The organism is Saccharopolyspora sp. (assembly GCF_017434145.1).
GTDB classification, from domain to species: Bacteria; Actinomycetota; Actinomycetes; order Mycobacteriales; family Pseudonocardiaceae; genus Saccharopolyspora_C; species Saccharopolyspora_C galaxeae.
The window spans coordinates 1-5,094 of sequence record NZ_JAFRFW010000438.1; the positions used below are offsets into that span (position 1 = coordinate 1).

At 67.4% G+C, this 5,094-nt stretch carries 6 protein-coding genes; 4 read left to right on the forward strand and 2 right to left on the reverse strand.

Going from position 1 to position 5,094, the window contains the following annotated elements; all coding sequences use genetic code 11:
* Window positions 1-49 precede the first annotated feature (49 nt).
* Window positions 50-1,546 (reverse strand): sodium:solute symporter family protein, encoded by a 1,497-nt coding sequence (locus tag IJH84_RS12045; RefSeq protein WP_295144132.1) that lies wholly within the window; start codon window positions 1,544-1,546, stop codon window positions 50-52.
* 462 nt (window positions 1,547-2,008) lie between these two features.
* On the opposite strand from IJH84_RS12045, the gene IJH84_RS12050 reads away from it, so the two are divergent.
* The 3 genes from IJH84_RS12050 to IJH84_RS12060 are packed head-to-tail and all read left to right on the forward strand — an operon-like array spanning window position 2,009 to window position 3,987.
* Window positions 2,009-2,434, forward strand: coding sequence for a sugar-binding domain-containing protein (locus tag IJH84_RS12050; protein ID WP_295144134.1), 426 nt, complete (start codon window positions 2,009-2,011; stop codon window positions 2,432-2,434).
* Window positions 2,435-2,442: 8 nt separating this feature from the next.
* The gene (locus IJH84_RS12055) at window positions 2,443-2,565 is read left to right on the forward strand and encodes a hypothetical protein (RefSeq protein WP_295144137.1); all 123 of its coding nucleotides are present in this window, start codon (window positions 2,443-2,445) and stop codon (window positions 2,563-2,565) included.
* A gap of 9 nt (window positions 2,566-2,574) precedes the next feature.
* Window positions 2,575-3,987, forward strand: a complete 1,413-nt coding sequence (locus IJH84_RS12060) for a glycoside hydrolase family 2 TIM barrel-domain containing protein (RefSeq protein ID WP_295144140.1) — start codon at window positions 2,575-2,577, stop codon at window positions 3,985-3,987.
* Window positions 3,988-4,083: 96 nt separating this feature from the next.
* On the opposite strand, the gene tnpA is transcribed toward IJH84_RS12060, so the two are convergent.
* On the reverse strand, window positions 4,084-4,503 hold the full coding sequence (gene tnpA / locus IJH84_RS12065; protein WP_295144143.1) for an IS200/IS605 family transposase: 420 nt from the start codon (window positions 4,501-4,503) through the stop codon (window positions 4,084-4,086).
* A gap of 25 nt (window positions 4,504-4,528) precedes the next feature.
* On the opposite strand from tnpA, the gene IJH84_RS12070 reads away from it, so the two are divergent.
* The coding region (locus IJH84_RS12070; RefSeq protein WP_295144157.1) for a transposase at window positions 4,529-5,094 on the forward strand (566 nt) is incomplete at its 3' end.

Here is a 5,094-nt window from a genome sequence, read left to right on the forward strand (position 1 = left end):
GCAACCGGTTGCCACGCTAGTGCCCGAGTCCGGGTGGGAACAGGGTGCGTTACGGAGCCGTCGGCTGGGCCGCGGGTTCGCGCTCGTCCTCGGCAAGGGCGGCGGTGATCTCCTCGGCAGCCGGGGGAGCGTCCCGGTGCAGCGTTCCTACGAGTCCGAACAGCGCCAGCGACACGAGCACCGGCGAGACCACGGTGATCGCTTCCTGCAGTTGCAGCACGTACTTGGTGACCGCGAACGTGATCAGCCCGCCTGCCCACGAGGCCAGCGCCGCGGCCGGCCCGATGCGCCGGAACGGGCGCAGCATCCCCAGCATCATCGGGATCGAGATCGGCCCGATCAGCGCACCGACCCATGCGACGATGATGCCCAACACCCCGCCGAGGTTTTCGGCGTTGATGGCGATCACGACGCTGAGGAACACGAACGCCACGGTCAGCACCCGGCCCGCCGCCAGGAACTGCTTGTCGGTGAATCCCTTGGCACGGCGCCAGATCTTCGGCAGCACGTCGCGGGTCATCACCGCGGAGATGGCGGTGGCGTCGGAGGCGGCCATGGCCATCGTGTGCGAGAAGACGCCGACGAGCACCAGTCCGAGCAGGCCCGCGGGCAGGAATTGCAGGGCCATCTCGGCATAGACGTCCTCCGGGTCGGACACCTGCACCAGCAGCGGCCCGGCGAACATCGGCAGCATCAGCACTACCGGCCACAGCAGGTACAAGCCGCTGGACAGCAGCGCGGTGCGGCGGGCGGCGCGGGCATCGGGGGTGGCGATGTAGCGCTGCGCCAGGTTCCACATGCCGCCGTTGTACTCGAAGGTCTTCACGATCACGTACACCAGCAGGAAGTAGGCGGGGTAGTCGCTCGTGGTCGGGTCGGTGTGCCCGGACGGCAGCGCGCTCCAGAACGTCGCGTAGTTCAACCCCTTGTCCGCCAACGCGATACCGACCGCCGCGATCATCGCGAACGCCGCGACGCCCTGGATGACGAACTGCCCGAGCTCGGTCAGCGCGTCCGCCCAAAGGCCCCCGGCGGTGCAGTACACGAGCGTGACCACGGCGGTGATGACGATGCCCCACACCAGCGGCACGCCGACGAACTCCTGCAGCAGCAGGGCGATCGCCGACCACTTCGCCGCCACGTCGAAGACCTTCAGCAGCGACCCGCTCCACGCCAGCACCTGCTGCGTGGTGACGTTGAACCGGCGCGCGAGGTACTCCAGCGGGGAGGCGATGCCGTAGTGCAGGCGCAGCCTGTTCCACTTCGGCGCGAACAGGAAGGCGCCGATGCCGGTGGCGATCGCGAGCGGGAACATGAACACGACGTAGGACACGATGCCCTGCTCGTAGGCCACTCCGGCGTAGGCGACGAACACGACCGCGCTGTAGCCGGACATGTGGTGCGAGATCCCGGCCAGCCACCACGGCATCCGCCCGCCTGCGGTGAAGAAGTCCGCGGTGTCTGCGACCTGGCGGTGCGCCCAGACCCCGATGCCCAGCATGACCAGCAGGTAGCCTGCCACGACCGCCCAGTCCAGCGGATGCATGTCGATTCCTCTCCCGGCGCCGGTACGGTTCGCCCCGTTCTCCGGCTTCCACCTCGTTGTGCGGGATCGCCGCGCGACTCGGCCCGCAGGCCGACTTCGAGCGCGTACAAGCTAGGCAAGCGCGCAACCGCGCGGCAATCGGTTGCCAACAGTTGCCTTGCTCCGGCCGGGACGTGGGCTGCGCGGATCCGGTGCCGGCCGGTGTCGGCAACTCGCGGCAACTCCTTGGCTCCCGGCGGTTTCCGCGCTGACGATCACACGACCGCCGGGTCGCGGCGTCCGGCCGATCGGCCCGTGGAGGTGCTCAGGCGGCGTGCGCCAGCTGGGCGTGCGCGCCCGTCCGGATGGAGGAGCAGCATGGTCAACGCGCGGTTCTCCCGGCGTCAGGTCGTCCTCGGTGCCGCTGCGGTACCACTGGCATGGTCCGTCTTGCCGCGAGCGGTCTCCGCGGCACCGTCCCCTATGCGGGAACAGGTCGAGCTGGACACCGGTTGGTCGTTCCGCTTCGGCGAGCGGGGCGATTGGCAGCGCATTCGGTTGCCGCACAGCTGGAACGCCCGCGACGGTCAGGACGGCGGTGACGATTACCGGCGCGGTTCCGGTTGGTATCGGCGCGAGTTGCCGTTGAGCGCGGAATCGGCCGGCAGGCGCGCCTTTCTGGAATTCGACGGTGCGAACACGACCACCGACGTGTGGCTCAACGGTGTTCACTTGGGACAGCACAGCGGCGGCTACACGCGGTTCCGGTTCGACGTGACCGAGGTGCTGCGCCCCGGTGCGAACGACTTGCTAGTTCGCGTGGACAACGGGGAAAATCCGGATGGGCGCCACTTTCGGCGGACTTCACGTTCTTCGGCGGGCTGTACCGAGGTGTTCGCCTGCAGCTGACCGACCCGGTGCACCTGGACTTGCTCGATCACGGCGGGCCGGGCGTCTACGTGCGGCAGCGCGAGGTTCGCGCGGATGCGGCCACGGTGGAGGTCACGGCGAAACTGGCCAACGATTCCGAGCAGGCCTAACACGTGGATGTGCGCGCCACGATCACTGATGACGATGGTCGCGTGGTGGCGGAGGAATCCGCGCCTGCCGTGTCCCTTGCCGCTGGCGGGCGGCGACAGTGCACTTTCCCGGTCCACATCGGATCACCGCGGCTGTGGAACGGGCGCGCCGACCCGCATGTGCACCGCGTGCAGGTGCAGCTGCGAGAAGCGGAAACCGGCAGGCCGCTCGACGCCGTGACGGAACCGTTGGGGTTGCGGACGTTCGCCGTCTCGCCGTCCGACGGGTTCTCGCTCAACGGCGAACCCCTGCGGCTGCGCGGTGTCAACCGCCACCAAGACCGGCGGGGCAAGGGATTCGCCGTCGACGACGGCGACCACGAGCAGGATTTCGCGCTGATGCGCGAGATGGGCGTCAACGCGCTGCGCACCGCGCACTATCCGCAGGACCCGCTGGTCTACGATCTCGCCGACTCCGCGGGTTTCGCGGTTTACACCGAGGTTCCGTGGGTCAACGAGATCACCGACTCAGCGGCTTTCCGGGACAACGTCGAGCAGCAGCTGCGCGAGCTGATCCGGCAGCACTACAACCACCCTTCGGTGCTGTTCTGGGGCATCGGCAACGAGCTGGGCTTCCACCAGACGGACAAGGACCCGCAGATCAACGCGCTGCTGGCAGAACTCGCCGAGCTGGTCCGCACCGAGGACCCGGAACGCGCCTCCGCCTACGCCAACGTGCTCAAACGCGCCGACGACGACCCGTTCACCGAGCACGCCGAGCTGTCCGGCTACAACCGCTACGAGGGCTGGTACGAGGGCACGGCAGACCAGTTCGGACAGTGGGCCGATTCCCTGCACGCCGCCGATCCGATGCGCAAGATCGCGGTCACCGAGTACGGCGCCGGAGCCAACATCGACCAGCACGGCCCCGCATCACTGGCCGCGCCACCGGTTCCGGACGGGCAGTGGCATCCCGAGGACTACCAGGCGTTGCTGCACGAATCCTTCATCGCCCAGATCGACGAGCGCCCGTACCTGTGGGGAACGTTCTTGTGGAACATGTTCGACTTCGCCTCCGACAGCCGCGATGAGGGCGCTGCGCCCGGCATCAACGACAAGGGTCTGGTCACCCACGACCGTGCCGTCCGCAAAGACGCCTTCCACTGCTACAAAGCACATTGGAGCGACGAAGCGGTTCTGCACATCACCAGCAGGCGGTGGAAGCACCGAACGGAGCCGGACACGACCGTGCGGGTGTACTCCAACGCCGAATCGGTGGCACTGACCCTCAACGGCGCGCCGCTCGGCGACGGCACGCGCGACGGCCGGGTGTTCAGTTGGCCGGTGCGCTTGCGGCCGGGCTCGAACGTGCTCACCGCACGGGCCGAAGTGCACGGATCGGTGCACACCGACGAGGTCACCTGGCAGCTGAGCCAGCAGTGACGATGTCGTTCACCAAACGAACGTAGCGCGGATGCCTCGCCCTTCAGGGCGGGGAGGAAGCGCGTCCAGTCCGTGGGCGACGTGCCCAGCGGTGACCTACACAGGCGGACGCTGTTGTTGCTCGATGTACTGCCGCACTACCGATAGCGGCGCGCCACCCACGGAACCGGCGAAGTAGCTGCCGGACCACAGTCGGACGCCCTTCCGGTACGAGAACCGCAGGTCCTCGAACTCCTTCCGCAGCATCCGCGAGGACACACCCTTCAGGCTGTTGACCAGCTTGGACACGGCGACCTTGGGCGGGAAGTGTACGAGCAGGTGCACGTGGTTCGACTCGCCGTTGAACTCGGCCAATTCGGTTTCAAAGTCCTCACACACCGCCCGCATGACCTCTTCCATCCGCCGCAGGTGCGTGTCGGCGAACACCGGGTGCCGGTACTTCGTGACGAAAACCAAGTGCGCGTGCATCTTGTGCATGACGTGCCGACCAGTGCGGAAACCGTCATCGATGGGCATGAAACCAAATGCTACAGTGATCAACATGGACACGCAGCAGGACATCGACGGGCGCAGCGCTCGGTACACGTTTCGCCTCCGCGTGTCCTCCACCGCCCAGCAGGCACTCCTAGCCGAGTGGGGGCGATGCCGGTGGGTGTGGAACGAGTGCGTCGCCCGCTCCCGCAAGGCCCATCGCGATGGCGAGAAGTGCGGCCCGGCTGCGCTGGACAAGATGCTGACCGACGCGCGCGCCCGGAATTCGTGGCTGCGGGAAGGCTCGTCCGTTCCGCAGCAGCAGAGCATCCGCGACTTCGGTAAGTCCCGTGCGAAGGCGCTGAAGGACATCAAAGATCGACTGCCGATCGTGCAGCGCGCTGGAATGCCCAGGCCGAAGAAGAAGCGTGGTACGTCTCCGAGCCTGAACTACACCCAGCGCGGGTTCCGCCTTGAAAACGACCGCCTCCACCTCGCGGGCGGTCTCGCGTTGACGGTGGTGTGGTCGCGGGACCTGCCGTCCGAACCATCGTCGGTGCGGGTGTACCAGGACAACCTGGGGCACTGGTCCTGCTCGTTCGTTGTCGCCGTCGAAGTGGAGCCGCTGCCGGAAAC